The sequence below is a fragment of the Burkholderia theae genome, from assembly GCF_048565265.1.
GTDB classification, from domain to species: Bacteria; Pseudomonadota; Gammaproteobacteria; order Burkholderiales; family Burkholderiaceae; genus Burkholderia; species Burkholderia theae.
This window is the reverse complement of sequence record NZ_CP183461.1, coordinates 89,323-116,158: the sequence shown is the minus strand read 5'-3', so window position 1 is coordinate 116,158 and position 26,836 is coordinate 89,323. Positions and strand designations below refer to the sequence as shown.

General features: G+C 66.4%; 25 protein-coding genes. 8 read left to right on the top strand and 17 right to left on the bottom strand.

Going from position 1 to position 26,836, the window contains the following annotated elements; translation table 11 throughout:
• Positions 1–2 precede the first annotated feature (2 nt).
• Positions 3–1,058 (bottom strand): branched-chain amino acid ABC transporter permease, encoded by a 1,056-nt coding sequence (locus tag ACN22W_RS00530; RefSeq protein ID WP_419685702.1) that lies wholly within the window; start codon positions 1,056–1,058, stop codon positions 3–5.
• 199 nt (positions 1,059–1,257) lie between these two features.
• Entirely contained in the window at positions 1,258–2,415 is a 1,158-nt protein-coding gene (locus ACN22W_RS00525; RefSeq protein ID WP_193097390.1) for an ABC transporter substrate-binding protein, read from the bottom strand.
• A gap of 117 nt (positions 2,416–2,532) precedes the next feature.
• Between ACN22W_RS00525 and ACN22W_RS00520 the strand changes: the two genes are divergently transcribed.
• Positions 2,533–3,042, top strand: a complete 510-nt coding sequence (locus ACN22W_RS00520) for a hypothetical protein (RefSeq protein ID WP_419685701.1) — start codon at positions 2,533–2,535, stop codon at positions 3,040–3,042.
• A 494-nt stretch (positions 3,043–3,536) separates the two neighbouring features.
• On the opposite strand, the gene ACN22W_RS00515 is transcribed toward ACN22W_RS00520, so the two are convergent.
• From ACN22W_RS00515 to ACN22W_RS00490, 6 genes are all read right to left on the bottom strand, one after another.
• On the bottom strand, positions 3,537–4,511 hold the full coding sequence (locus ACN22W_RS00515) for a branched-chain amino acid ABC transporter permease (protein ID WP_412022727.1): 975 nt from the start codon (positions 4,509–4,511) through the stop codon (positions 3,537–3,539).
• Positions 4,511–5,395, bottom strand: a complete 885-nt coding sequence (locus ACN22W_RS00510) for a branched-chain amino acid ABC transporter permease (RefSeq protein ID WP_419685700.1) — start codon at positions 5,393–5,395, stop codon at positions 4,511–4,513. Before ACN22W_RS00510 ends, ACN22W_RS00515 begins: the two co-directional genes overlap by 1 nt.
• 128 nt (positions 5,396–5,523) lie before the next feature.
• Positions 5,524–6,723: an ABC transporter substrate-binding protein gene (locus ACN22W_RS00505; RefSeq protein WP_193097388.1), complete on the bottom strand. Its 1,200-nt coding sequence runs from the start codon at positions 6,721–6,723 to the stop codon at positions 5,524–5,526.
• Positions 6,724–6,801: 78 nt separating this feature from the next.
• A complete protein-coding gene (locus tag ACN22W_RS00500) occupies positions 6,802–7,557 on the bottom strand; it encodes an ABC transporter ATP-binding protein (protein ID WP_419685699.1) in 756 nt (251 codons plus the stop codon).
• Positions 7,554–8,333, bottom strand: coding sequence for an ABC transporter ATP-binding protein (locus ACN22W_RS00495; RefSeq protein ID WP_021160426.1), 780 nt, complete (start codon positions 8,331–8,333; stop codon positions 7,554–7,556). The genes ACN22W_RS00500 and ACN22W_RS00495 overlap by 4 nt, the downstream gene beginning before the upstream one ends.
• A gap of 448 nt (positions 8,334–8,781) precedes the next feature.
• Positions 8,782–10,467 carry a GMC family oxidoreductase gene (locus ACN22W_RS00490; RefSeq protein WP_419685697.1) on the bottom strand — a complete coding sequence of 562 codons (1,686 nt, stop codon included), beginning with the start codon at positions 10,465–10,467 and terminating at the stop codon, positions 8,782–8,784.
• Between the two features lie 253 nt (positions 10,468–10,720).
• On the opposite strand from ACN22W_RS00490, the gene ACN22W_RS00485 reads away from it, so the two are divergent.
• Together ACN22W_RS00485 and ACN22W_RS00480 are read left to right on the top strand one after the other, a co-directional pair.
• Complete coding sequence (locus ACN22W_RS00485; protein ID WP_419685695.1) at positions 10,721–11,620, top strand: LysR family transcriptional regulator; 900 nt, start codon at positions 10,721–10,723, stop codon at positions 11,618–11,620.
• A gap of 162 nt (positions 11,621–11,782) precedes the next feature.
• Positions 11,783–12,316 (top strand): class IV adenylate cyclase, encoded by a 534-nt coding sequence (locus ACN22W_RS00480; RefSeq protein WP_129513353.1) that lies wholly within the window; start codon positions 11,783–11,785, stop codon positions 12,314–12,316.
• 51 nt (positions 12,317–12,367) lie between these two features.
• Here ACN22W_RS00480 and ACN22W_RS00475 read toward each other — a convergent pair whose 3' ends face one another.
• Positions 12,368–12,853 carry an Lrp/AsnC family transcriptional regulator gene (locus tag ACN22W_RS00475; RefSeq protein WP_006408082.1) on the bottom strand — a complete coding sequence of 162 codons (486 nt, stop codon included), beginning with the start codon at positions 12,851–12,853 and terminating at the stop codon, positions 12,368–12,370.
• Between the two features lie 106 nt (positions 12,854–12,959).
• On the opposite strand from ACN22W_RS00475, the gene phhA reads away from it, so the two are divergent.
• Both phhA and ACN22W_RS00465 read left to right on the top strand, forming a co-directional pair.
• Complete coding sequence (gene phhA, locus ACN22W_RS00470) at positions 12,960–13,886, top strand: phenylalanine 4-monooxygenase (protein WP_419685692.1); 927 nt, start codon at positions 12,960–12,962, stop codon at positions 13,884–13,886.
• 132 nt (positions 13,887–14,018) lie between these two features.
• Positions 14,019–14,327 (top strand): 4a-hydroxytetrahydrobiopterin dehydratase, encoded by a 309-nt coding sequence (locus ACN22W_RS00465; RefSeq protein WP_048247945.1) that lies wholly within the window; start codon positions 14,019–14,021, stop codon positions 14,325–14,327.
• Between the two features lie 92 nt (positions 14,328–14,419).
• Here the strand turns inward: ACN22W_RS00465 and ACN22W_RS00460 are convergent, their stop codons facing one another.
• On the bottom strand, positions 14,420–14,650 hold the full coding sequence (locus ACN22W_RS00460; RefSeq protein ID WP_034183818.1) for a DUF3717 domain-containing protein: 231 nt from the start codon (positions 14,648–14,650) through the stop codon (positions 14,420–14,422).
• A gap of 121 nt (positions 14,651–14,771) precedes the next feature.
• On the opposite strand from ACN22W_RS00460, the gene ACN22W_RS00455 reads away from it, so the two are divergent.
• Complete coding sequence (locus ACN22W_RS00455) at positions 14,772–15,464, top strand: response regulator transcription factor (protein WP_006401494.1); 693 nt, start codon at positions 14,772–14,774, stop codon at positions 15,462–15,464.
• 118 nt (positions 15,465–15,582) lie between these two features.
• Positions 15,583–17,067, top strand: coding sequence for a sensor histidine kinase (locus ACN22W_RS00450; RefSeq protein ID WP_419685691.1), 1,485 nt, complete (start codon positions 15,583–15,585; stop codon positions 17,065–17,067).
• Between the two features lie 140 nt (positions 17,068–17,207).
• Here ACN22W_RS00450 and ACN22W_RS00445 read toward each other — a convergent pair whose 3' ends face one another.
• The 7 genes from ACN22W_RS00445 to mnmC form a co-directional block, all read right to left on the bottom strand.
• Positions 17,208–17,738, bottom strand: a complete 531-nt coding sequence (locus ACN22W_RS00445) for an SET domain-containing protein (RefSeq protein ID WP_412022734.1) — start codon at positions 17,736–17,738, stop codon at positions 17,208–17,210.
• A 179-nt stretch (positions 17,739–17,917) separates the two neighbouring features.
• A complete protein-coding gene (locus ACN22W_RS00440; RefSeq protein ID WP_419685689.1) occupies positions 17,918–19,030 on the bottom strand; it encodes an NADH:flavin oxidoreductase/NADH oxidase in 1,113 nt (370 codons plus the stop codon).
• Positions 19,031–19,240: 210 nt separating this feature from the next.
• A complete protein-coding gene (locus ACN22W_RS00435) occupies positions 19,241–19,951 on the bottom strand; it encodes a glutamine amidotransferase (protein WP_129513348.1) in 711 nt (236 codons plus the stop codon).
• 28 nt (positions 19,952–19,979) lie between these two features.
• Positions 19,980–20,618, bottom strand: coding sequence for a MarR family winged helix-turn-helix transcriptional regulator (locus ACN22W_RS00430; RefSeq protein WP_043184842.1), 639 nt, complete (start codon positions 20,616–20,618; stop codon positions 19,980–19,982).
• Positions 20,619–21,125: 507 nt separating this feature from the next.
• Positions 21,126–22,241 (bottom strand): YbdK family carboxylate-amine ligase, encoded by a 1,116-nt coding sequence (locus tag ACN22W_RS00425; protein WP_343494392.1) that lies wholly within the window; start codon positions 22,239–22,241, stop codon positions 21,126–21,128.
• 14 nt (positions 22,242–22,255) lie between these two features.
• Positions 22,256–23,470, bottom strand: a complete 1,215-nt coding sequence (locus tag ACN22W_RS00420; RefSeq protein WP_412022737.1) for a cation:proton antiporter — start codon at positions 23,468–23,470, stop codon at positions 22,256–22,258.
• A gap of 672 nt (positions 23,471–24,142) precedes the next feature.
• Entirely contained in the window at positions 24,143–26,095 is a 1,953-nt protein-coding gene (gene mnmC, locus ACN22W_RS00415) for a bifunctional tRNA (5-methylaminomethyl-2-thiouridine)(34)-methyltransferase MnmD/FAD-dependent 5-carboxymethylaminomethyl-2-thiouridine(34) oxidoreductase MnmC (RefSeq protein WP_419685688.1), read from the bottom strand.
• Positions 26,096–26,483: 388 nt separating this feature from the next.
• Here mnmC and ACN22W_RS00410 point away from each other — a divergent pair, with 388 nt between their 5' ends.
• Positions 26,484–26,762 carry an HU family DNA-binding protein gene (locus ACN22W_RS00410; RefSeq protein ID WP_006401505.1) on the top strand — a complete coding sequence of 93 codons (279 nt, stop codon included), beginning with the start codon at positions 26,484–26,486 and terminating at the stop codon, positions 26,760–26,762.
• Positions 26,763–26,836 lie beyond the last annotated feature (74 nt).

Here is a 26,836-nt window from a genome sequence, read left to right as displayed (position 1 = left end):
TGTCACTCCTCTTCCTCTTCCGCGTGCGGCGTCGCGAAGCTCCGCCACAGCAGCACCGGAATGATCAGCGTGAACACGATCACCTCCTTGTATGCGCTCGCCCAGAACGACGAATACGATTCGAGCACGCCGACGAGCAGCGAGCCGGCGGCCGCGAGCGGATAACTGACGAGCCCGCCGATGATCGCGCCGACGAAGCCCTTCAGGCCGATCAGGAAGCCCGAGTCGTAGTAGATCGTCGTCAGCGGGCCGACAAGGATGCCGGACAGCACGCCGAGCCCCGCCGCGAACGTGAACGCGAGCCGCCCTGCGTCGGTCGTGCCGATGCCGACGAGCTGCGCGCCGAGCCGGTTCACCGACGTCGCGCGCAGCGCCTTGCCCGCGATCGTGCGGCCGAAGTACACGTAGAGCGCACCGATCAGCACGAGTGCGGTGACGACGACCAGGATGCTCTGCACCGACACCGTCATGCTGCCGATCGACAGCGACGCATCCGAGAACCCGTTGGTGCGCGAACCTTCCGCGCCGAACATCACGAGCCCGAGGCCGACCATCGCGAAATGGACGGCGACCGACACGATCAGCAGCAGCAGCGTGGTGCCTTCGGCAATCGGCTGGTACACGAGCCGGTAGACGAACGGCCCCATCGGCACGACGATCGCAAGCGTCAGCGCGATCTGCGCGAGCATCGGCAACGGCTGCGCGGCAACGCTGCGCGTAATCGCGAACACCGCGAGCGGCAGCAGGATGTAGCGGCTGCCGAGCGTCGCGAGCGTGCGGCCGAGCTGATGGCGGCGTTCGCGATGCCGGATCAGGCCGCCGACTTCGAGCAGGAAGCACGCGATGCCCATCACGAATAAAAGCCAGCAGGTGGCGGGAAATTTCTGCGCCTGCAACGCTGCAAGCGTCAGCGCACCGTAGGCGACGAATTCGCCCTGGGGAATGAAGATCACCCGCGTGACGGAAAACACCAGCACGAGCGCCAGCGACAGCAATGCATAAATGGCGCCGGTCGTGATGCCGTCTTGCGCGAGGATCGCCGCAATCGAGAGATCCATACGTTTCGTGTATCGAGAATGTTGCGGAGAAACGGCGACGGGAACGGCCGGGGTGCACGGACCGCAAGATCGGCGCGTCAGGCGCCACGCGGCGTGCCCGGTGGTTCCATGCGGCACGGGCGCGGCCCGTCAGGCCCGGCGCCCTGCCGACGGCGCGCGCGGCACCGTTCGCGCCGCGCACGCCGGTTTCACGTGATGCTTACTCGGCCTGCAACTTCCACTTGCCGTCGACGATCTGCACCATCACGCGCGCACGCGTGTCGAAGCCGTTGTGATCGGTCGGCGTCATGTTGATCACGCCGTGCGACACGGGCAGATCCTTCACGCTTTCGAGCGACGCGCGCAGCGCTTCGCGGAACGCTTCGGTGCCCGGCTGGCCCTTCTTCAGCGCGTCGGGAATCGCACGCTGCAGCAGCAGCCCCGCATCCCATGCGTGGCCGCCGAACGTCGCCAGCGAGCCCGCGCCGTAGGCCTTCTCGTACGCGGCCTTGTACCCGAGCGCCGCCTTCTTCACCGGATTCGAATCGGGCAGCTGGTCGGTCACGAGCACCGGGCCGGCCGGCAGGATCTCGCCTTCGCAATCCTTGCCGCACACGCGCAGGAAGTCGTTGTTCGCGACGCCGTGCGTCTGGTACACCTTGCCCTTGTAGCCGCGCTCCTTCAGCGTCTTGGCCGGCAGCGCCGCCGGCGTGCCGGACCCGGCGATCAGCACCGCATCGGGATTCGAGCCCATCAGCTTCAGCACCTGCCCCATCACCGACGCGTCGGTACGGTTGAAGCGCTCGTTCGACACGACCTTCAGGCCGTTCTTCGCGGCCGCCGCGTTGAACGTGTTGTACCAGCTGTCGCCGTACGCATCGGCGAAGCCGATGAAGCCGACCGTCTTCACGCCGTGCTTCGCCATGTAACCGGCGATCGCGTCCGCCATCAGCTGGTCGTTCTGCGGCACCTTGAACATCCACGCGCGCTTCGCGTCCATCGGCGCGATGATCTGCGCGCTCGCCGCGAGCGAAATCGTCGGCGTCTTGCCCTGCGACACGGGGTCGAGCATCGCGAGCGAGTTCGGCGTGACGGACGAGCCGATGATCGCGTCGACGTGGTCCTCGTCGATCAGCTTGCGCACGTTCTGCACCGCGCGGCTCGTGTCGGATGCATCGTCGAGCACGATGTACTGCACGCTCTTGCCCGCGATTTCCTTCGGCAGCAGCGCGATCGTGTTCTTTTCCGGAATCCCGAGCGACGCGGCCGGCCCGGTGGCCGACAGCGTCACGCCGATCTTCACCTGCGCCGACGCCGTTGCCGCCGCGCACACGAGGCCCGCGGCAAGCACGGCCTCCATCCATCGATTCATCTTCATTTACGTTGTCTCCAAACGCTGCTCGAAAAAGCCACGGGTCGCTCGGGCGGCTCCCGGTCCCCAAAACAAGTTAATAATTTAACTATCTCGCCTTGCCACGCCTACGCTCGTTTTCCCGTGAAGCATCGCGTGCGCGACAGCGCCCGGCCGGCACCCCGCACGCGCGCGCCGGATACCGGCCGGCGCGGTCGTTCGACCGCCACGATGCGCAGCGGCAGTGTCGTCAGGATGAAGGAAGCGAAGAAATGCGGAATCGTGCGGGCGATCGATGCGTGCGCAACGATGGTCGGAAGGTGCGTCGATCCGGCCTGGTTCGGCCAGGTACGCGAGCGGCGGACGATCGGAAAACCGGCAGCTCATGCGGATGCCAACGCGGCTGCGGATACGGATGCGAACGCAACGACCCGGAATCGCGACGGAACGCCCATACAGGCTGCAGAACGGCCCGGGAAAGCCGCGATGGCACCACTCGCACCCCACGACGAACGAGCGGCGCCAGCCGCCCTTCCTGCCCCGATCCAACGTCCCGCGCTTCTCATCCAACCGTACTCCCTCTTCTGCATTCTGCTTGTAGGAGAACTGCCGACCGATATTCCCGACCGCACGGTCGGCGAAAGCCAAGTGTAACGGACGCTTTTCGCGCACGCCAACCGGGTAAGCCCGGACGGTATGCGCATGGCTGCACGTCGTCTGCGAATGGATTGCGGAAAATGGAAAAGCGGAGGGACGCGGTGAAGCGCGGAAAATGCGCGGCGCGAACGGTGGCGTGGAACACGGCAATGGCGCCGCTCGATGCACCATCGACGCAAATTCGTGCACGCAAATGAAAAAGCGCTGTTGGATTCCGTCCAACAGCGCTTTAGGGTCCGGGCACTTTGTGCCTCGATTGTCTCCTCGTTCTCCACCTGCAAATTCGTTTCGCGGTGCATCAGAACTAGGGCGAAGATTAAAGGACCTTTCACCGAGCGACAACTTAGCATTTACCCCTATGGTGCATCGCCGCACGAAAATGGGGCACCAGTCTGCCGCGCGGCGCCGGCCCGAGCCCGCTGCGGCACCCTTCCGAAGCGTGCCGGATGGTGCTTCGCATCAACGTGCACGCGACGCGTGCGGCCCCGCGCTCAGGACGCCCTGAGCGGTTTGATCCGCGCGACCATTTCGCCGACGATGCCGCGCCGGAATGCCAGCACGCACGCGATGAAAATCAGCCCCGTGACGATCGTCGCCGATTCGCCGAGCGAGTGGAACCACGCAACGCCCGTCGTCGACGCGAGCCATTCGCCGATGTCGCCGAGCCGGTCTTCCAGCGCGACGATCAGCGCGGCCCCCAGCAGCGGCCCGAACAGCGTGCCCATCCCGCCGACGAGCGTCATCAGCACGACGAGGCCCGACATCGTCCAGTACGCATCGGAGAGCGTCTCGAAGCCCAACACGAGCACCTTCAGCGAGCCCGCCAGCCCGGCGAGCCCGGCCGACAGGATGAACGCGAGCAGCTTGAAGCGATCGGTGTCGTAGCCGAGCGAGATCGCGCGCGCTTCGTTCTCCTTGATCGCGACGAGCACCTGGCCGAACGGCGAATGGACGACCCGCACGATGAACGCGCACGCGGCAACCACCACCGCCAGCACGACGTAGTACAGCGCGACGTCGTTCGACAGGTCGAGCAGCCCGAACAGGTGGCCGCGCGGCACGCCCTGCAGGCCGTCCTCGCCGTGCGTGAACGGCGCCTGCAGGTAGATGAAGTAGACCATCTGCGCGAACGCGAGCGTGATCATCGCGAAGTAGATGCCCTGCCGGCGGATCGCGAACAGCCCGACGACGAGCCCGAGCAGCGTCGCGGCGACGGTGCCCGCGAGCACGCCGAGCTCCGGCGTGACACCGAGCGTCTGTATCGAGTAGCCGGTCGCGTAGCCGGCGGTCGCGAGAAACATCGCATGGCCGAACGACAGCAGCCCCGTATAGCCGATCAGCAGGTTGAACGCGGCCGCGAACAGCGCGAACGTGAGCACCTTCATCACGAACACCGGATACGCGCCGATGAACGGCGCCGCGAGCAGTGCGGCGAGCAGCACGCCGTAGAGCACTTTTCTCTGCATCATTTTTCCTTGCCGAAGAGGCCCGCCGGGCGGAACAGCAGCACGATCGCCATGATCACGAACACGACGGTGGCCGACGCTTCGGGATAGAACACGCGCGTGAAGCCCTCGATCACGCCGAGCAGCAGGCCCGTGACGATCGAGCCGAGGATCGAGCCCATCCCGCCGATCACGACCACCGCGAACACGGTGATGATCATCGGCTGGCCCATCAGCGGCGACACCTGGATCACCGGCGCGGCCAGCACGCCCGCGAACGCGGCGAGCGCGACGCCGAAGCCGTAGGTGAGCGTGATCATCATCGGCACGTTCACGCCGAACGCCTCGACCAGCTTCGGGTTCTCGGTGCCCGCGCGCAGGTAGGCGCCCAGGCGCGTCTTCTCGATCACGAACCACGTCGCGAGGCACACCGCGAGCGATGCGACGACGACCCACGCACGGTAGTTCGGCAGGAACATGAAACCGAGGTTGGTTGCGCCGGAAAGCTGCGACGGTACGTCGTACGGCTGGCCGGACGAGCCGTAGATCGACCGGAACACGCCTTCGACGACCAGCGTGAGGCCGAACGTGAGCAGCAGCCCGTACAGGTGATCGAGCTTGTACAGCCAGCGCAGCATCGAGCGCTCGATCGCGATCCCGAACGCACCGACGATCAGCGGCGCCAGCACCAGCATCGCCCAGTACGGCAGCCCGAAATACGACAGGCCCATCCACGCGAGCATCGCGCCCAGCATGAACAACGCGCCGTGCGCGAAGTTGATCACGTTGAGCAGCCCGAAGATCACCGCGAGCCCGAGGCTCAGGATCGCGTAGAACGAGCCGTTGACGAGCCCGAGCAGCAACTGGCTCAGCATCGCCGGCAACGGAATGCCAAAGATTTCCATCGACTTAGCCGTCAGAATGAGTTTCGTTGCGTGCGCAACCTTCATGCATTGCGCACGCGGGCGGCGCAGCGGGCACATCGCCGCAGCCGCCACTGCGCGGCGCGCCCGCGCGCGCCGCTACGTTTCGCTTACTTCCACAGCGCGCAGCGCGTCTCCTGCTTGGTCCCGAACGCCTGCTCGCCCGGAATCGTCGCGAGCACCTTGTAGTAGTCCCACGGCTCCTTCGATTCCGACGGCTTCTTCACTTCCATCAGGTACATGTCGTGGATCATGCTGCCGTCCGTGCGGATGTAGCCCTTCGCGTAGAAGTCGTTGATCTTGATCTTCTTCAGCTCGGCCATCACCTTGTCGGAGTCGGTCGTGCCGGCGGCCTGGACGGCCTTCAGGTAGGTCGTCACCGACGAGTAGTCGGCCGCCTGCAGGCTCGACGGCATCTTCTTCATCTTGCCGAAGTAGCGCTGCGCCCACTGGCGCGACGCCGCGTCGCGATTCCAGTACCAGCTGTCGGTCAGCACGAGGCCCTGCGTCGTCTCGAGGCCCAGGCTGTGCACGTCGTCGATGAACATCAGCAGCGCGGCGAGCTTCATCGTCTTCGTGATGCCGAACTCCTTCGCGGCCTTGATCGAGTTGATCGTGTCGCCGCCCGCGTTCGCGAGGCCGAGGATCTGCGCCTTCGACGATTGCGCCTGCAACAGGAACGACGAGAAGTCCGACGCGGACAGCGGGTGACGCACCGTGCCGAGCACCTGGCCGCCGTTCGCCTTCACGACATCCGACGTGTTCTTCTCGAGCGCCTTGCCGAACGCATAGTCGGCGGTCAGGAAGAACCAGGACTTGCCGCCCTGCTTCACCACCGCCGATCCGGTGCCCTTCGCGAGCGCCATCGTGTCGTACGCGTAGTGGACGGTGTACGGCGTGCACTGCTCGTTGGTCAGCGTGTCGGCCCCCGCGCCGATGTTGATGTAGACCTTCTTCTTCTCGCCCGCGACCTGGTTCATCGACAGCGCCGTCGCCGAGTTCGTGCCGCCGACCAGCAGGTCGAGCCCGCCGCGATCCATCCATTCGCGCGCCTTCGACGCGGCGATGTCGGCCTTGTTCTGGTGATCGGCATAGACGACCTCGATCGGCTTGCCGAGCACCTTGCCGCCGAAGTCGGCGACCGCCATGCGGATCGCCTCGAGGCCGCCCTGCCCGTCGATGTCCGCGTAAAGCCCCGACATGTCGGTGATGAAGCCGATCTTCACGGTATCCGCGGCTTGGGCGGCGCCGGCAGTGAACGCGGCGGTCGCGAGCGCGAGACAAGCGTGTGCGAGGGTCTTCATTTTCATTGACGTCTCCTTGTTGTTCTGATGCGTTGTGGTTGTTCGAGGGCCGCCACGGCTAGCGGCAAAAGATACGGGGCGGCGTCACACCCCGAGCAGGTCGTGCAGGGTCGGCATCTTGCCTTCCAGTTCGGACGCATGGAAATGCTCGACGATCGTGCCGTGCTCCATCACGTAGAAGCGGTCGGCGAGCGGCGCGGCGAAGCGGAAATTCTGTTCGACCATCACGATCGTGTAGCCGCGCGCCTTCAGCGCGACGATCATCCGTGCGAGCGTCTGCACGATCACCGGCGCGAGGCCTTCGGAAATTTCGTCGAGCAACAGCAGGCTCGCGCCGGTGCGCAGGATCCGCGCGACCGCAAGCATCTGCTGTTCGCCGCCGGACAGCCGCGTACCCTGGCTCTGCCGGCGCGACGCGAGGTTCGGAAACATCGCGTAGATCTCGTCGAGCGACATCGCGTGTTCGCGCGGCCCGATCGGCGGCGGCAGCATCAGGTTCTCCTCGCACGACAGGCTCGAGAAGATCCCGCGTTCCTCCGGGCAGTAGCCGACGCCGAAATGCGCGATGCGGTGCGTCGCGAGGCCGATCGTCTCGTTGCCCGCGACCTTGATCGACCCGCTGCGGCGGCCCGTGAGGCCCATGATCGCGCGCAGTGTCGTCGTGCGGCCCGCGCCGTTGCGGCCGAGCAGCGTGACGACCTCGCCGCGGTGCACCGTGAGGTCGACACCGTGCAATATGTGGGATTCCCCGTACCAGGCCTCCAGGCCCGTGATCTCCAGCGCGGGCGTACCGCTTTCGACGCCGCTCAATTCGCGTTCCTCCCGTTCGCTGTGCTTCATGCGTGCGCCCCCGCGAGCGCCGCGTCGGCGCTGCCCATGTAGGCCTCGATGACGAGCGGATTCTTCGACACCTCCGCATACGAGCCTTCGGCCAGCACCTCGCCGCGTTGCAGGACGGTGATCGTGTCGGAGATACCCGCGATCACGTTCATGTTGTGCTCGACCATCAGGATCGTGCGGCCGCTCGCGACCTTCTTGATCAGCGCGGTCACGCGGTCGACGTCCTCGTGGCCCATCCCCTGCGTGGGCTCGTCGAGCAGCATCAATTCGGGTTCCATCGCGAGCGTCGTCGCGATCTCGAGCGCGCGCTTGCGGCCGTATGCCAGCTCGACGGTCGGTACCTGCGCGAAATCGGTGAGGCCGACCTGCGTGAGCAGGTCCATCGCGCGATCGTCGAGCCGCTTCAGCGTGCGTTCGCTGCGCCAGAAATGGAATTCGGTGCCGAGCGCGCGTTGCAGGCCGATGCGCACGTTCTGCAGCGCGGTCAGGTGCGGGAACACGGCCGAGATCTGGAACGAACGGATGATGCCGCGCCGCGCAACCTGCGCGGGCCGCTCGTCGGTGATGTCGATCCCGTTGAAGACGATCTGGCCGGCCGTCGGTGTCAGGAACTTGGTGAGGAGGTTGAAGCAGGTCGTCTTGCCCGCGCCGTTGGGCCCGATCAGCGCATGGATCGCGCCGCGACGCACACGCAGATTGACGCCGTTTACGGCGGTGAAACCCCTGAATTCCTTCGTCAGTCCGCGTGTTTCCAGAATCGTGTCGCCGAGAATCATGTTCCCTTCCGTACGAAGTCAGGCGAAGCACCGGGAAGCGTGGCGCAAGCGCCCGCGAACAGGTCAGCGGATCGGCCGGCTGCCCCCGGGCGCCGTGGTACGCCTCGAGGGTGGTCTCCCGCGCCGACGCGTATGCACATTGCGCAACATTGTCGCGCCGTTGGTGCAGTGCAATCATCGGGATTTGCACTTATATGGCTGGCCGCCATGCCGTATGGGCTGTGCACGGTTTTTCGCCACGCTTTTTTGACACGTGCATCATCGTCCGTTGACCATCCGCACGGCCCTGCACGCGCGCAACAAAAAAGCCGCGCAACCGCGCGGCTTGCATGGATCTTGCCGTTCGAATCGCCGCAATCGACACGCGCGACGCAACGGCAGCTTGTTTCGCATATCGAATCAGCGGACGCCATCATGACGGCCCGCTGTCGTGCGCGTCAGCGTTCCGTCACGCGACCGTCACCGCCGCGTCGGTTCGCACCGTCGTCGCTTCGCGCGCCGCGCGGCGATCGGCACGGATCATGTCGCTCGCGCGCTCGGCGATCATCAGCGTCGGCGAATTGGTGTTGCCCGATGTAATGAACGGCATCACCGATGCATCGACGATCCGCAGCCCGGCGATACCGCGCACGCACAGCCGGCTGTCGACCACCGCGCGTTCGTCATCGGCACGCCCCATCCGGCAGGTGCCGACCGGATGAAAGATCGTCGTGCCGACGGCGCCGGCCGCCGCGATCAGCTCGGCCTCGGTCCGGTACTGCGCGCCCGGCAGGATTTCCTCGGGACGATAGCGCGCGAGCGCCGGCGCGGACGCGATCCGGCGCGTGAGGCGCAGCGCGTTCGCGGCGACATGGCGATCGTGCTCGGTCGACAGATAGTTCGGCGCGATCGCGGGCGCCATGCCCGGATCGGCGCTCGCGATGTGCACGCTACCGCGCGACGTCGGCCGCAGATGGCAGACGGACGCCGTAAACGCGTTGAAGCTGTGCAACGGCTCGCCGAAGCGTTCGAGCGACAGCGGTTGCACGTGGTATTCGAGATCGGGCCGCGTGAGCGCGGGATCGTCGGGATCGGATTTCGCGAACGCGCCGAGCTGCGACGGCGCCATCGACATCGGCCCGCGCTGCAGCAACGCATATTCCGCGCCGATCATCAGCTTGCCCCACCAGTGCGCGGACAGCGTGTTGAGCGTGCGCACGCCTTCGACGCGAAACGCCATCCGCAATTGCAGGTGATCCTGCAGGTTTTCGCCGACGCCGGGCAGATCGTGCACGACGTCGATGCCGAGCGCCTGCAGCCGTCGGCCGCTGCCGACCCCCGACAGTTCGAGCAATTGCGGCGAATTCACGGCGCCGGACGTCAGCAGCACTTCCGCGCTCGCCCGCGCGACGTAATCGGTGCCGCCGCCGTGATACTCGACGCCGACCGCGCGCCGCCCTTCGAAGATCACGCGCTGCGCCTGCGCGCCGGTGATCACGGTCAGATTCGGGCGCGCCATCGCGGGCCGCAGGAACGCCTTCGACGTATTCCAGCGCACGCCGCGCTTCTGGTTCACCTCGAAATAGCCGACCCCGGAATTGTCGCCGCGATTGAAATCGTCGGTCGCCGGGATGCCCGTCTGCTGCGCGGCCTGCGCGAACGACTCGAGGATCTCCCAGCGCAGCCGCTGCTTCTCGACGCGCCAGTAGCCGCCCGCGCCGTGCGCGTCGCTCGCGCCCGCGTGGTGATCCTCGCTGCGCTTGAAGATCGGCAGCACGCTGTCCCACGACCAGCCGGCGTCGCCCGTTTCCTGCGCCCAGCTGTCGTAATCCTCGCGCTGGCCGCGCATGTAGATCATGCCGTTGATCGACGAGCAGCCGCCGAGCACGCGACCGCGCGGATACGACAGCGCGCGGCCGTTGAGCGCCGCTTCGGGCTGCGTCTTGTACAGCCAGTCGGTGCGCGGGTTGCCGATGCAATACAGATAGCCGACCGGGATATGGATCCAGTGATAGTCGTCCTTGCCGCCCGCTTCGAGGAGCAGCACGCGGATGTCGGGATCCTCGGTCAGGCGGTTCGCGAGCACGCAGCCCGCGGTGCCCGCGCCGACGATCACGTAATCGAATTCGCCTTCGAGCGTGCGTTGAGTAGTCACTTGTGTCTCCAGTTGAGCCTAGTTTGCGCTTCAGCGCTTCCTCCGGCCCATCCAAATCTCGTTGTTGTGTGCCGCGTGTCATTTCCAGCATAGTGCGTCGCGGGCCGCGCTTGCGGCAGTGCCTGCCTACCCTGCAGGACTCCCGGCCGGATGCGGGCCACGCGCCACGACCGCTGAAGCGTACTCCGGCAGCCGGCCGCCGATCCAATGAGTTATGCTGAACTGCGTTATAAGCCGCGCTCATATCACGACGATGGATCTCACCCTGCTCCGCGCGTTCGCGACGGTCGCGCGCGAAGGCAACCTGACACGCGCCGCCGCGCAACTGCACCTGACGCAGCCGGCCGTCAGCCTGCAGATCAAGCATCTGCAGGAAACGCTCGGCGTCGCGCTGTTCACGCGCACGTCGCGTGGCCTCGCGCTCACGCGCGACGGCCAGACGCTGCTGCCGCATGCGGAACGCGCGCTCGCCGCGGCCGCCGACGTGCAGCGCGCCGCTGCTGCGCTGCGGCACGAAGTGCGCGGCCGGCTGCGGATCGGCACGATCCTCGATCCGGGCTTCCTGCGGCTCGGCGGCTTCCTGCGCGCGCTGGTCGAGACCCATCCGCAGATCGAGACGGCGCTGCGGCACGGAATGTCGGGCTGGGTGATCGAACAGGTGCGCGCGCAGGCGCTCGACGTCGGCTACTACATCGGCCGGCCGGGCGAGGACGACCCGCTCGACGGCGCACTGTTCCATACCGTCACGCTCACGCATTTCCAGTACCGCGTGCTCGCACCGGCCGGCTGGAAGGAGCGCGTGCAGCGCGCGCACGACTGGCGCGCGCTCGCCGCGCTGCCGTGGATCTGGACGCCGCCGGCGTCCGCGCACCACCGGCTGCTGTCGCGGCGCTTCGCGAACGCCGGCGCGCAGCCCGTGAAGGTTGCCGAGGTCGACCAGGAGCAGTCGATGCTCGATCTCGTCAAATCGGGAATCGGGCTGACGCTCGCGCGCGACTCGACCGCGCTGGCCGAAGCGCACGCGCATGCGCTGACGATCGTCGAGCGCGTGACCGTGCCGACCGAACTGACGTTCGTGACGCTCGCCGCGCGGCGCGACGAACCGGCGATCGCGGCCGCGCTGCGGCTGATCGAAGCCCAGTGGGCGATATGAGCGGTGCTGATGAAGGCGCGGCCGCCACGCACCGGGCGCCGGCGTCGCGCGCAACACGCGTCATCTCGCCACGCCCCCCGCCTGTCGTCACGCCACCATCCCCGCCTTTTTGCTAGATTGTGCGTTCGCACACCGCGAGATCCCTTATCGAAGGAGACCCGCATGGCCCGCAACATCGAGATCAAAGCCCGCGCCCGCGCATTCGACCAGCTGCGCGAACGCGCGGCGACGCTCGCGACCGAAGCGCCGCTGTTCTACCGCCAGCAGGATTTCTTCTATGACGTGCCGCGCGGCCGGCTGAAGCTGCGCCGCTTCGAGGACGGCACGCCGGCCGAACTGATCTTCTACCAGCGCGACGACCGCGACGGCCCGAAGGCGTCGTACTACACGCGCAGCCCGGTGACGAATCCCGACGCGATGCACGCGCTGCTCGCCACCGCACTGACCACCCGCGGGATCGTGACGAAGGAACGGCACGTATACCTCGCGGGCCGCACGCGCATTCACCTCGACCGCGTCGACGGCCTCGGCGACTTCATCGAACTGGAAGTCGTGCTCGGCCCCGACGACGACGAAGCCGGCGGTGAAGCCGAAGCGCACGACGTGTTCACGAAGCTCGGCGTGTCGCAGGACGATCTCGTCGCGGTCGCGTACGTCGACCTGCTGAACGCGGACACGCCGCACGAGGCCGCCTGATCCGGCCCTGCCGGCGGCGCAGTACGCGCCGCCCTCAGCCCCGGTGCCGCGTCACGCGGCGCCGGGCGCCAGGTGCGCGAGCGGCAGTGCGCCGTTGCGCTTGAAGGTCGTCAGCACGATGTTCGAGCGCACGCTGTCGACGCCCGGCACGCGCATCAGCTTCTTCATCACGAACTGCGAAAGCGCGTTCAGGTCCGGCGCGACGATCCGCAGCAGATAATCGGCGTCGCCCACCACCGCATGGCATTCGAGCACTTCGGGCAGCACGTCGATCTGCTGCTGGAACTGCTCGATGATCGAATCGCCATGGTGTTTCAGCTTCAGGCTCGTGAACGCGGTCACGCCGAGCCCGAGCTTTTCGGGGCGCAGCATCACGCGGTAGCCTTCGATCACGCCCGCCGCCTCGAGCCGCTGCAGCCGCCGGCCGATCTGCGACGGCGACAGCGGCACCTCCTCGCCGAGCTGCTGATGCGTCGCGCGACCGAAGCGCTGCAGCACGTCCAGCAGCGCGAGATCGAAGTGATCGAGTTCCAGCATGAGCATTCTCCGCATTGATTCGTGATTTGATGCGCAATTATCGCATCATCATGCGAATCAACGCCAATATTGCGCCCATTCCGCGCGCAGGCCGCTCTACACTTGCATGGTTCCCAACCACATCGTGCAGAGCCTGATCATGTCCACCGTCGTCACCGCGAAACTGCAGGAGCAGTTTGACGCGGGCCTCGAAACCCGCGCGGATTTCACCATCGACCAGCCGCTGGCCCGCTACGGCCAGGTCGACCATGCGGTGTGGAAGCAGCTCTATGCGCGCCAGTCGGCGCTGCTGCGCGGGCGCGCGGGCGATGCGTTCGTCGCGGGGCTCGGGAAGATCGACCTGCCGGCCGATCGCGTGCCATCGTTCGCCGACGTGAACCGCCAGCTGAAGCCGGCAACGGGCTGGGAGATCGTCGCGGTGCCGGGCCTCGTGCCCGACCGCGTGTTCTTCGAGCACCTCGCGAACCGGCGTTTCCCGGTCACCTGGTGGATGCGCCGTCCCGACCAGCTCGACTACCTGCAGGAACCCGACTGCTTCCACGACCTGTTCGGCCACGTGCCGCTGCTGATCGACCCGGTGTTCGCCGACTACATGCAGGCGTACGGCCGCACCGCGCTCGCGGTCGCCGACGACGAAGCGGCGCTGGCGCGGCTCGCGCGGCTCTACTGGTATACGGTCGAATTCGGGCTGATCCGCGACCCGCGCGGCACGAACGGGCTGTCGATCTACGGCGCCGGGATCGTGTCGAGCAAGGGTGAAAGCCTGTACAGCCTCGAAAGCGCGGCGCCGAACCGGCTCGGTTTCGATCTCGAGCGCGTGATGCGCACGAAGTACCGGATCGATACGTTCCAGAAGACCTACTTCGTGATCGACGATTTCGCGCAGCTGTTCGCGCTCGCCGATGTCGACGGCCGCGCGCTGGCGGACCGGCTGGCGACGCTGCCCGAATTCGCGGCCGGCGCGGTGCTCGCGACCGACCGCGTGCTGCACCGCGGCACGGGCGAAGGCTGGCCCGACGACGCCGACGCGTGACACGCAAGGGCGCGCCGCATTCCGGCCTCCGTCCCCGGATGCCCGTCCCACAACTATGAAACAATGACCGATGCCGGCTGCACCGCGCGGCGCAGCCGCGCGCGGGCGCCGTTACCGAACGAGAGGTGCAACATGATCCACAAGCTCACATCAGAAGAACGCAAGACCCGGCTCGAAGGCCTGCCGCTCTGGACGGCCGTGCCGGGCCGCGATGCGATCCAGCGCAGCCTGCGCTTCGCCGATTTCAACGAAGCCTTCGGCTTCATGACGCGCGTCGCGATCAAGGCGCAGGAAATGAACCACCATCCGGAATGGTTCAACGTGTACAACCGCGTCGACGTCACGCTGTCGACCCACGACGCCGACGGCCTGACCGAACGCGATATCGAACTGGCGCTGTTCATCGACCGTGCGGGCGCGCACGCGCACCCGGCCGCCTGAGGCCTCCCTCTACCGCCGCGCATCTTTCGATGCGCGGTGCGTCAACTTTTCATTTCGATGAACGTTTTCTAGGATGTAGTCAGCGAAAGCCTTCAGCTTTCCAAGCCATCCTTAAGGCGCACGTAAGTCTCGTACGCTTTCCGCGCCTTGGGGTCCAAACCTTCCAGTTGCAGCGCGCTTTCGCGCTGTACAATCAGCAGCGCATACGGCTTGGAGAGCGCGCTGGCCTCTTCGCAGAGTTTGAGTTCGTCGCCGCTCGACGGCGAGCGGGCGCGCCAGAAATTGATCGCGGCTTCAAGGTCGTTGATCGAGATATCGGACATGATTGGATTTAATCGTTCGCTGGCCGCCACGCTTGATGTCGTTGATGCGGCGCCCCTGTGGAAACGGCGTCGTGCTGTCCGCGTGCCTGAACCGCCAACCCATTGTACTTGAGCGAACTTCATGCGACTCCTTCTGATCGAAGACGACCGCCCCATCGCACGCGGTATCCAGAGCAGCCTCGAGCAGGCTGGCTTCACCGTCGACATGGTGCATGACGGCATTTTTGCCGAACAGGCGCTGGCACAGAACCGCCACGAACTCGTGATCCTCGACCTCGGCCTGCCGGGCATCGACGGGATGACGCTGCTCACGCGCTTCCGCCAGACCAACCGCCACACGCCCGTGATCGTGCTGACCGCGCGTGACGAGTTGAACGACCGGATCCAGGGCCTGAATTCGGGCGCCGACGACTACATGCTCAAGCCGTTCGAGCCGGCCGAGCTCGAAGCGCGTATCCGCGCGGTGATGCGCCGCAGCGGCCCGCACAGCGACATGCCGCGTCCGGAAGTGTCGCTCGGCGGCGTCCGCCTGTCGGGCGTCGACCGCCGCATCTTCAACGACGACAAGCCGCTCGAACTGTCGCCGCGCGAATTCGCGGTGCTCGAGATGCTGCTGCTGCGTCACGGCCGCGTCGTCAGCAAGGCCCAGTTGCAGGATCACCTCACGCACTTCGGCGGCGATCTCGGCGACACCGCGATCGAAGTCTACGTGCACCGCGTGCGCAAGAAACTCGAGCAGTGCCGTGTCGAAATCGTCACGGTGCGCGGCTTCGGCTACCTGCTGCAGGAAATCCGCCAGACGGCGAGCGTCTGAGCGGCGCCGCACGCCGGCCGGCCGCGTGCCGCCGGCGTCCGCGCCCTGCCCCGCGTCGTCGCCCGGCGCACGACCGCGCCGCTCCCCGTGAGCGGCGCTTATCCATTTGCCCGTCGAAATGTCTCCTGATCCGGCTGTGACCACCAGCCTGCGCCGCTCGCTGCTCCGGCGCCTCGCCGCGCCGCTGTCGATGCTCGCGCTGATGAGCGGCCTGATCGCCTACTGGCTCGCGTGGCAATACACGCAGCACGTGATCGACCGCTCGCTCGCCGATCTCGCGACCGCCATCTCGAAACAGATCCAGATCGCCGGCCCCGACGCGCCGTTCACGGTGCCGCCGCTCGCGCAGGCGATGTTCTCCGATCCCGCCGAAGCGCTGATCTACCGGATCAGCGACGGCGAACAGGAACTCGCCGGCGATCCGAAGCTGCCGCTGCAGGGCATCAACGTGCGCCGCATGCATCACGCTTACGTGTTCGAGGCCGAGTACGACAACCGCGCGGTGCGGGTCGCGCAGGTGCGCGTCGACGACGTCGAGGGCGGCAAGCCGATGGTCGTCGAGGTAGCGCAGCCGGTGCGGCACCGCTACCGGATCGCGGCCGAATTCCTCGTCGCGATCATGATGCCGCTGCTGCTGCTGCTGCTCGCGGGCTGGGGCATCGTCTGGCGCGTCGTGAACCAGCAGCTCGGCCCGCTCACGCATCTCGCCGATTCGCTGAACCGGCAGACCCACACGTCGCTGGAGCCGGTCGACGAAACCGAAGTGCCGCTGGAGATCCGGCCGCTGACGAGCGCGATGAACGCGCTGCTCGGCCGCCTGAAGACCGCGCTCGACGCGCAGCGCAAGTTCATCGCCGATGCCGCGCACCAGTTGCGCACGCCGCTCACGGCCGTGAAGCTGCATGCCGAGCAGGCGGCCGTCGCGCGCGACCCGCACCAGACCTTCGCCGCGGTGCGCGAGCTGCGCGCGGCCGCCGACCGCGCGGTGCGGCTGTCGAACCAGCTGCTGTCGCTCGCCCGTGCGGAGCCGGGTGAACAGGCCGCGCGTTTCGTCGACGTCGACCTCGCGGCGATGGCGTTCGAGACGGGTGCCGAATGGGTGCCGCGCGCGCTCGTGTCGCATGTCGACCTCGGCTTCCAGCGCAGCGACGACCCCGGCGACGACCATAAGCTGACCGTGCGCGGCAACCCCGTGCTGCTGCGCGAGGTGATCGCGAACCTGCTCGACAATGCGCTGAAATACGTGCCGCTCGCGCGGCCGGACGGCGCGCGGATCACGGTGAACGTCGCGCGCGGCGCACTCGAAGGCGGCCAGCCGGCCGCCGAGATCGTCGTCGAGGACAACGGCCCGGGCGTTCCCGCGAACCAGCAGGCCGACCTGTTCAAGCGCTTCTTCCGCGGCGACGCGCAAAGCGGCAACGGCGTCGAGACCGGCGCCGGGCTCGGTCTCGCGATCGTGCACGACATCATCGCGATGCATGGCGGCACCGTGTCGTACGAGGATGCGTCGGGAGGCGGCTCGCGCTTCGTGGTGAGGGTACCGCTCGCCGCGCATACGGAGAAGCCGGCCAGCGAAACGCCGGCGGCCGCATCGACGCACTGAGTTGAGCGATAACCGGGTGATTTGCGGCGGGCGGGCGACCGTTGGCCGGCCCGCCCGCCGGATCAAGAAGCAGGAACAACGGCTGCGCAGCGCGGCAACCGTCCGCTGAATCGGCAGCGCACGATGCGCCGCCGCCTGCGTTACTTCCTGCTTTTCTTGTCCTTCGATTTGGACTCGGACTTGCCGTCCTTCTTGTCCTTCTTCTTTTTCTTCTTTTCGGCGTCGTCCGACGTCGCGAGCAGCGTGCCGCGGCACGCGGCCGCGCCGCAATGGCACGCGTATTCGCGCTTGAGCGTCTTGGTCAGCTTCGCATCGATCACGAGGCCGTAGTCGTAGAACAGCTCCTCCTCCGGCCCGATGTCGCGCAGCGCATGGATGTACACGCGGCCTTTGACTTCCTCGGCTTCGCAGTTCGGCGCGCACGAATGGTTGATCCAGCGCGCGCTGTTGCCGTCGATCTTGCCGTCGATCACGCCGCCTTCGTCCAGTGCGAAGTAGAACGTATGGTTCGGCTCGCTCGGGTCGTGCGGATGGCGGCGCAGCGCTTCCTTCCACGAAATTCGTTCGCCCTTGTATTCCACTACGCGCTCGCCGGCCTTGATCGGCGCCACGGCGAATACGCCCTTGCCGTGTACTCCCGAGCGGCGCACCGCGATCCTGCGTGAACTCATCGAACGAATCCTTGTGAAGACGAATGAATGGAAGACGGCCGCGACCGCGGCCTGGCGTCGCGCAAAACGAAAACGCGGCACCGGGTGGTGCCGCGTCGGGGCATGCGGCGAATCACCTGCATCCTACACGTTCACGATTGCTTCGTTCAACATCGCGCGCAATATTGCGCGCTTGACGCTCAACGCTGGCCGAAGGCGATGTCGCCGAACAACGCCTTGTGCTCGCGCGGCTGCGAGCGCCAGTACTGCGGCGGCGCCGTCACCTGCGCGCCGAGCTCGGCCGCCGCGTGCCACGGCCAGCGCGGGTCGTACAGCATCGCGCGCGCCATCGCGACGAAATCGGCATCGCCGGACTCGATGAGCCGGTTCGCATGCGCGGGCTCGTTGATCAGGCCGACCGCGATCGTCGGCATGCCGACCGCGCGCTTCACGGCCTGCGCGAACGGCACCTGGTAACCGGGCGACAGCGGAATCTTCTGCAGCGGCGATACGCCGCCGGACGACACGTCGATCCAGTCGCAGCCGCGGCGCTTCAGTTCGTGCGCGAACGCGATCGTGTCGTCGAGCTCCCAGCCGCCTTCGACCCAGTCGGTCGCGGATACGCGCACGCCGACCGGCCGATCGTCCGGAAACGCCGCGCGCACGATCTCGAAGATCTCGAGCGGAAAACGCATCCGGTTTTCAAGCGAGCCGCCGTATTCGTCGGTGCGCTGGTTCGCGAGTGGTGACAGGAACTGGTGCAGCAGGTAGCCGTGCGCCGCGTGCACTTCGATCGCGTCGATGCCGAGCCGCGCCGCGCGCTTCGCGGCGGCCGCGAACGCAGCTCGGATCCGGTTCAGGCCCGCGGCATCGAGCGCGAGCGGCGGCGTCTCGCCGTCCTTGTGCGGCACGGCCGACGGTCCGTGCGGCAGCCACCCGCCGTCGGCGACCGACACGAGCTGACCACCCTCCCACGGCGCGGCGCTCGACGCCTTGCGCCCCGCGTGCGACAGCTGCATCGCGACGGGAATCGGCGAATGCTTGCGGATCGCGGCCAGCACCGGCTTCAGCGCGGCTTCGGTCACGTCGTCCCACAGGCCGAGATCGCCATGCGTGATGCGCCCGTCGGGTTCGACGGCGGTCGCCTCGATGCAGAGCAGGCCCGCGCCGGACAGCGCGAGATGGCCGAGGTGAATCATGTGCCAGTCGGTCGCTTCGCCGCGCTCGGCCGAATACTGGCACATCGGGGAGATCACGATCCGGTTCGGAAGAGTCACGCCGCGCAGCGTGAACGGGGAAAACAGCGCAGTCATGGAGGCCGCTCGCCAGGAAAGGGAAAGAGCGGACGAGCGTAGCACGCAGTCTTGAAGCCTGCAGTTGGCGTGCGTGGCAGTAAGCGGTTGGTCAGGTGCGGCCGGCAGCTTGCCGGCGATGCTGGAAATGCGAGGGACGCAGCGACACGCCGGCCTGCAACGGATGCAGGCCGGGCAACAGGTTTGCGGCGACCGGCGCCGCCCGCGACGTCAGAGCCCGACGCTGTCGAGCCACTCCGCGAACATGCGCCGCGCGGCCGTCTCGAGCACTGGGCCATGCTGCGCGGTATCGGCGCGCAACTGGCGCGCGTCGATGCCGGGCGTCGCGGCGATTTCGCCCGCGTTCCCGATCAACCAGGGTTCGAAGCGGTCCGTGCGGATTTCCGGATGACACTGCAGCGCCAGCACGTGCTGCCCCCACGCGAATGCCTGGTGGCGGCACGCCGGCGTCGACGCGAGATGAATCGCGCCGCCCGGCAGGTCGAACGTGTCGCCATGCCAGTGCAGCATCGACGTCGCCGCGCCATCGAGATGGCGCAGCGGCGACGCGCGGCCGGCGTCGGTGAGCGTCAGCGGCGCCCAGCCGAGTTCGTGCTGCGCAGCCGGATAGACGCGCGCGCCGAGCGCACGGGCGATGAACTGCGCGCCGAGGCAGATGCCGAGGATCGGCAGCCCTGCGTCGATGCGCTGGCGCACGAGCGCCGCGAGCGGCGCGATCGTCGGATACTGCGCATCGTCGTACACGCTGAGCGGCCCGCCGAGCACGACGAACAGCGACGGCGCGAGCGGGTCGAGCACCTCGACCCGCGACGACCCGACATCGACGTAGCGCACCCGCCGGCCCCGTTCGCCGAGCACCTGCTCGAAGCTCCCGAGATCCTCGAAATGCACGTGGCGGATCGCCACGACTTCAGCGTTCATCATCGGCCTCCCGGTCGATCGACGGACGTCAGCCGGCGAAAATCTTCCAGGTCTTCTTCTGCGTCGCCGCGTCGGCTTCTTCCTGCACCGAGCAGTCGAGACGCAGGTCGCTGTCGGACATCGAGATGTCGAGCGCCGCGCAGTGATGCACAGTCTTCTTCGACAGCTTGCCCGGCTGGAAGTGGGCGCACGTCACGCACATGCGCTGCGGCGGCGTCGCACCGGCCACCTGCAGTTCGCGCAGCGTCTTCAGCAGCGCGCGGTACAGTGCGCCCTGCTCGTCCGCGCCGAGCTTGCCGACCGCTTTCGTCAGGAATTCCGGCCATTGCAGCGCCTTCTTCGCGGCCGTACGGCCACGGGCCGACAGGCGCACAGCCAGCGCGCGGCCATCGTCCAGCGCACGGCGCTTCTCGACGAGCCCCTTCGTCTCGAGCGTGCTGACCGCATCGCTCGTGGTGGCCGCGGTGAGCTGCGTCTCGCGCGCGATCTCGCCGAGCCGCATCGGACCCTTGCGCTGCAGCAGCAGCACGAGAATCTCGCCCTGCGTCGGCGTGAGGCCCGCGCCTTCCGCCCAATCCCATGCCTGGCTTCGCATGGCCGTACTCAACCGCAGCAGGCTGTGGGTGACACGTCCCGAAGCCTGGTTCCCGTAAACGCCTTCGCTCATAGTCTTTTCGCTTTGCCGCCGCCCGGATTGCCGAGCGGCCGTAGTGTGGAGATCGAATGTCTATCTCAAAACAGACGCACTCTTGCGAGTGCGTCAGCACGGCCGTCGCGAGGCACACGCGGCGGTCGCGTTCGCGGCGACCGGTGAGACACGCGTCGTTCCGGTGTCCGCAAAGCCGACATTCTAAGCGACAGTGGAAAATCGCACAGCTAAGTTATCCCCTGCATTCTGTGGAAAATCGCTGGATAACTGAAATTTTTCGTTGTGCCTGCTATGCCGCGCGCCCGCGGATCGGGGCGCGCCAACATTTTCCGGTTCGGATCGGCCATCGGGGGAATGGCAATGATCCACCGGGTTATCCCACCCGCAGACCGTTGACTTTGCAGCGGAATATCGGGTTATCCACAGATTTTCAGGACGACTGGCAACGATTTCGGCCTGAAACCATGCCGAGCGTCGTTCAGCGAATCGCGACGCGGTCGAGCCTGCAATCTGCAAAACATTTTTTCATTCACGCCAACGTAAGCACTGCTGGCGGACCGTCTCGTTCAGCGATTTTTCCTGTTTGAAAACGGTTCTCAACCACGATGCGTCGTTCACGCGCGCTTTCGCCAGCGCGCCGATCTCGTCGAGCGCCGCGCGCGAGCCGAGCGCGGCCGCATGCGGCGCGATCCGGTCGAGCGTGTCGAGGATGTCTTCCGCGATCGTGCGGCGTTCACCCGTCTGAGGATTCACGCAGGTGCCCTCGAGCCCGAAACGGCACGCTTCGAAACGGTTGAACGTGTAGACGAGGTAGTCGTCCTCCGACAGCTTCAGCGGCCGGTCGGTCAGCAGGTAGCGCGCGAGCGTCTGGATGTAGCAGGCGATCGCCGCCGCACGGTCGACCGACAGCGGCGTGTCCATCACGCGCACCTCGATCGTGCCGAAGCCGGGTTTCGGGCGGATGTCCCAGTAGAAATCCTTCATCGAGTTGACGACGCCCGTGTTCACCATCTTCGTGAAGTACTCCTCGAAGCTGTCCCAGGTCAGCACGAACGGCGCGCGGCCCGACAGCGGGAACGCGAACACCGAATTCAGGCGTGCCGACTGGAAGCCCGTGTCGACGTTCTGCACGAACGGCGACGACGCGGACAGCGCGATGAAGTGCGGAATGAAGCGCGACATCGAGTGCAGCAGGAACAGCGCGCTGTCGGAATCGGGACAGCCGATGTGGACGTGCTGGCCGAACACGGTGAACTGTTTGGCCAGGTAGCCGTACAGCTCGGAGATGTACTGGAAGCGCGGCGCGTCGTAGATCTGCCGGTCGCTCCATTGCTGGAACGCGTGCGTGCCGCCGCCGGCGAGCCCGACGTTGAGCTGGTCGGCCGCCTTCACGAGCACGTCCCGGATCGCATGGAGCTCGCCGACCGCCTGCTCGTGCGTATGGCAGATGCCGGTCGACAGCTCGATCATGCTCTCGGTGATTTCCGGCGTGATATTGCCCGGAAAGGTTTCGCCCTGGATCAGGCGCATCAGGTCGGATGCAGCCTTGGTCAGGTCGTAGTTGTGCGTGTTGACGACCTGGATCTCCAGTTCGACGCCGAACGTGAACGGTTCGGAATTGACGAAGGTTTCGAGTGCCATGGCAGGTTCCTGAATCAGTTGCTGTCGCTGCGTTCACCGACCGCCGACAGGCATCGGTAGACGACGAACGGACTGACGAGCTGCAAGACCACGATCGTGCACATCACGATCGCGCGCAGGTGCGGGTCGAAATTCGGATAGAGCTGGTAGGTATCGTCGACGAGCAGGTACGACAGCGCGGACATCGGCGTGAGCGCGATGCCAAGCGCGACGCCCTGCTTCATCCCGATGCCGCTCGGCTTCGCGAACGCGACGACGCCGGCCAGCTTCGCGACGAGCCGCGTGACGATCAGCACGATCGCGAGCAGCCCGCCGAGCGCGAGGTCGCCCCACGTGAACGACGTGAGCGTCAGCACGAACAGGACCACCGTCAGCAGCCAGCCGGCCGTGCCGAAGTGCTCGGGCCACAGCTGCGGACGCGCTTCGAGGTTCTTCACGATGATGCCGGCGAGCAGCAGCGTGAGCAGCGTCGACAGCTTCAGCGCCTGTGCCACCGCGATCGCAAGCATCACGAGCCCGAACAGTGCGACGAACGAATGCTCGTCGCGCATCGTCGACGTCATGTGGCGGAACAGGAAATTGCACGAACGCGCGACCAGGTACGCGACGAAGAACGAGCCGGCGATCAGGTACAGCGGTTGCAGGATCGTCGCGAAAACGTTGCCGTACGCTTCCTGGTGGAGCCAGCTGGTCACGAGCTTGGTCAGCACGATCGCGTACACGCTGTTCAGCGCGGTGAGCGTGATGAGCCGCTGCGACACCTGCCCTTCCGCGCGCAGTTCGGTCTTGAGCTGGATCACCATCGACGGCGACGTCGCGATCGCGATCGCCGACAGCACGAGCGCGACCATCCCCGATACGCCGAGCGCGAGCATCACGAACAGCACGAGCACGAACGTCAGCGTGGCTTCGGCAAGGCTCGACGCGATAAGCCACGGATTGCGCCGGATCCAGCGCAGGTCGAGGCGGCTGCCGAGTTCGAACAGCAGCAGGCCGAGCGCGACGTCGATCAGCAGTCGCGAGGTTTCGTCGGTACTCGCGTCGATCACGCCGAACCCGAACGAACCGGCGATCAGACCGATCACCGCATAGCCGGTAATGCGCGGCAAGCGCCACGCGCGATAGCACAGCTCGCCGCACAGGCCGGCCGCGAACAACGCGAGCCCGGCCCAGAACACGGCATCCGGCGCGAGCGGCCAGTTGGGCAGAAATGAGAACGCCGACTTCATCGTGGTGACTTCTCCTTTGGAAGCAACCGCCAGCGACGCAGGGTCAAACGTCAGAAATGGATGCGCGCCGGCTGGGTGTCGCCCCGAATTTGATTGTTGTGGTCGACGACGGCGGGACATGGGATCCGCCTGTTCCGCCACACGGCGGAACGTCGCACAGATTGCCGATCTGGATTGTCGGCCTGGTGTGTGAACGGACAGCGCAGTCTCGAAGATTCAGATTCGAAAACGTGCCGACCGTTCCATTGAAGCATGTCCGGCGCCTGGCCGAACGAACGCGAAGGACACCGATTGTGCCACAGCTTTTTCGGTCTGGAACCCATTGAATCGACTCGCGGCGCTGTGCGGCACCTCAGGCCTTTGGTTTCAAAGGTTTACTTGTATATATACGTAGTAGAAGTTAACAAGACCGGCACAGTTCTGTGGATAACTTCGGTTTACGCTGACGGATCAATGCGTTGCGGAAGCCATAACCCGTTGCACAGGCTGTTCGTGCACAGAGGTTTGAGTTGAGCAACTTTTGGGGTCTCTCACAGCTGTGCGGAGTTACCCAGTTTACGTCCACTGTGATTACACACGAAGTGCGTGTGGATTTCGCAAGGTTATCCACAGCGTCGGGTGGATAACCTTGCACAGGAAAATCGGGAAACTGTGAGGGATGCGTGCGGCCGGTCAGCCGGCCGAGGCGATGCGGCGAGCGCGCAGTGCGCGGATCAGGAAGCGTGCCGGGTCGACGGCTTCGGCGAGTTCGCGCTCGAGCGGCCACGGCTCGCCTTCGAGTTGCGATGCGATCAATTCGGCGCCGAGGGCGGCCCATACGAGGCCGCGCGAGCCGAAGCCGAAGGCGCCGTAGAGCCCGGGCATGCGCGGCAGGTCGCGCGCCTTGGCGCCGCTCAGCGCGCGTGCATTTGCGACGGCCTGCGCTTCGTCGGCGAGCGGGCCGATCAGCGGCAGACGGTCGGCGACGACCCAGCGGAACGCGACGCGGCCGCCCAGCGTGCCGACGTCGGGCAGGTCGCCGATCAGGCCCGGCAGCAAGTGCCGTACGCGGTCGAGATTTTCGACGTGGCCGGCCGGACGCATCGCGGGATCGACGTCGTCGGGTTCGAACGTCGCGCCGATCAGCAGCGTGCCGTCGTCGAGCGGTACCGCGTAACCGTCGCCGATCGTCGGACACGGCAGCGGCGCCGCACTGCCGGGCGGCAGCAGCGTGAGCTGCCCGCGCACCGGTTGCAGCGCGACATGCTGCAGCCCGGCGAGACGCACGGCGTCGCCGGCGTTCGCGAGCACGACGACGGGGGCTTCGGCCAGCGTGCTACCCGCCGCGTCGAGCGCATGCCACGTGTCGCCCCGCCGCTCGAGCCGCGCGACGCCGGTGGAGGCGAGCAATCGCACGCGTTCGCCGGCCGCCGCGCATTGCGCCGCGCAAAGCCCGGCCGGCCAGACGGCGCCGCCTTGTGGAAACCGCAGGCCGCCATGCGCGACCGGCAGGTTCAGATGGGCGCGCGCCGCATCGGTATCGAGCAGCGATGCATAGTCGGACGGCGCGCCGAATGCATCGAATGCGTCGCGCATCCGCGCGAAATCGTCAGCCGATTCGGCGAGATGGATCATCCCGTGCGTGCTGCGCGCGAACGCATGACCTGCGCGTTCGAGCGCACGCCAGCGCGTGATCGCGTGCAGGAAGCCGCTGCGCGTGAGCCGGCTCGCGACGTTGTCGTCGCGTGTCATCAGCGGGTGGAATACGCCGGCCGGATTGCCCGACGCTTCGCTTGCGATCCGTTCGTGCCGCTCGATCAGCGTGACGTCCCAGCCGCGCGCGGCCAGACGTTCGACGACCGCGCAGCCCGCCAGGCCCGCGCCGATCACGATCGCGCGGCGCGTCGCAACGGGCAGCGCGCGCGGCGGTTCGTGCCGGCGCGAGCGCCAGCGTGGCGCATATTCGCCGACGAGCAGATCGTCGACCTCGCGATACGTGAAGCCTGCTTCGCCGAGTGCATGCTTGATGGCGTCGGAATGCGCATGCGTCGCAAACGTCGCGCCTTCGCCGGCGATCTTCGCGAATGCACGGACCACGTCGTTCGACCACTGATCCGTGTCGTTCGATGTTGCGACGCCGTCGAGACAGAAGGCATCGGCGCGCGTGACGAGCTTCGTCAACATGTCGATCGCATCGCCGAACGCGAGCGTGAGCACCACACGCCCTGCGTCGAATTCGAGCCGGTGCAGGCCCGGCACAAGCATCGGCCATGCGTCGACGAGAGCATCGACGTCCGCCGATATGGTTGTGTTCGCAACGATATGGGAAAGCACTTGGCGCAGGTCGTCGCGCGAGAACGGGTGCGGCTCGACCGAGACGAAATGCAGCCGTTCGCAGCGTGCGGGATCGTCGCGCCACGCGGCCCAGGTTGACAGGAAGCTGTCGCCTGCACCGAAGCGCGTCGCGACGACCGTGAACGTGCGGCGGCCGTGCCAGCGCGCCGGCAGCCCGTTGCCCGCGACGAACGTGCGATGCGTGTGCGCGAGTGCGCCTGACGCGTCGCGATGGAGGTCGCCGAACTCGGGCGAGACGGGCGTGCCGTCGTCGCGAAGCGCGAGCGTGGCGGGAACAAGTCGGTCGGGCATGCGAAACAAAAAACGTGGCAGCCAAGCCTGGCAAGGGATTGCGCGGGGGCGTCCGAGCGGCCGTTGGAAAAAGCCAACGGGGCGGCGCACGGGCGGACCGCGCTGCGTATCCTGTCCGGTTGGCGCAGGTCAAAAAACAGGCAATCGACGATTCATTCGGCGAAATACCGATGAAAATCTTTGAAACCCTTGTCGTTATTGGGTTTGCGCTGCGCTATCATAGCAACGCCGTACCGCGGGGTGGCCGCCGGCAAGCCGGAGGGCGCGTCGCGCGGGCCAGGATTCGGCGCTGTGCCGTCGGAGTCTGACTCTCGACGGCACGGTTCGCGCACGTATAATCGGCGCGTTCGCGCTGTTCGTGTCAACCTAACCTGATAAAGGAACCTTAATGAACAAACAGGAACTGATCGACGCCGTCGCCGCCCAAACGGGCGCCAGCAAGGCTCAAACCGGCGAAACGCTGGACACGCTGCTCGAAGTCATCAAGAAGGCCGTGTCGAAGGGTGATGCGGTTCAGCTGATCGGCTTCGGCAGCTTCGGTTCGGGCAAGCGCGCAGCACGTACGGGCCGCAACCCGAAGACCGGCGAAACCATCAAGATCCCGGCAGCCAAGACGGTCAAGTTCACGGCTGGCAAGGCGTTCAAGGACGCCGTCAACAAGCGTTAAACCAGCGCCTGTTCCAGAAAAAACCCGCCTCTCGGCGGGTTTTTTGTTGGGCGCGCGCGGCATTTTCGCCACAG